The sequence below is a fragment of the uncultured Microbacterium sp. genome, from assembly GCF_947488465.1.
Lineage (GTDB): Bacteria > Actinomycetota > Actinomycetes > Actinomycetales > Microbacteriaceae > Microbacterium.
On the sequence record NZ_CANKZA010000020.1, the window covers coordinates 1 to 515 of the forward strand.

The following is a 515-nucleotide window of genomic DNA, read 5'->3' on the forward strand; positions in this document are numbered from 1 at the left end:
ATTGGTAATTAGGACTAAGTCGTAACAAGGTAGCCGTACCGGAAGGTGCGGCTGGATCACCTCCTTTCTAAGGAGCACTGCACTCTTTATGGGTGACAGAGCCGGACGCGAGACGAATGTTCTCGTGCCGGAGCTCATGGGTGGAACATTTGACAAGGTGTCGGGGATTGATTCTTCGAGCTAGTACGGCCTTCGGGTGAGGAACGTTCGGGTTGAGAGAGCCGGCATATGCACGCTGTTGGGTCCTGAGGGACCGGATGCGCGAGAGCGTAGCCTTTTCTCAGGGCCTTTTCTGACTTCCCGTGATGGGTTGTTGGGGAGGTACCGCCCGTACTTTGAGAACTACACAGTGGACGCGAGCATCTTCGAGCCGGCCTTTGGGCTGGTTCGTAATAGATGATCTTAAAGATCATTAGTCAATTTCATGTGGACCTTTTAGGTTCACGTCGATTCTGATAGAACTCATGTGACATCAAGTCTTTAAGAGCAAACGGTGAATGCCTTGGCATCTGGAG

1 rRNA gene is annotated in these 515 nt (G+C 51.8%); it reads left to right on the top strand.

Annotation, left to right across the window (positions count from 1 at the left end):
• A 16S ribosomal RNA gene (locus tag Q0653_RS14010) occupies window positions 1–67 on the top strand; the annotation flags it as partial.
• Window positions 68–515 lie beyond the last annotated feature (448 nt).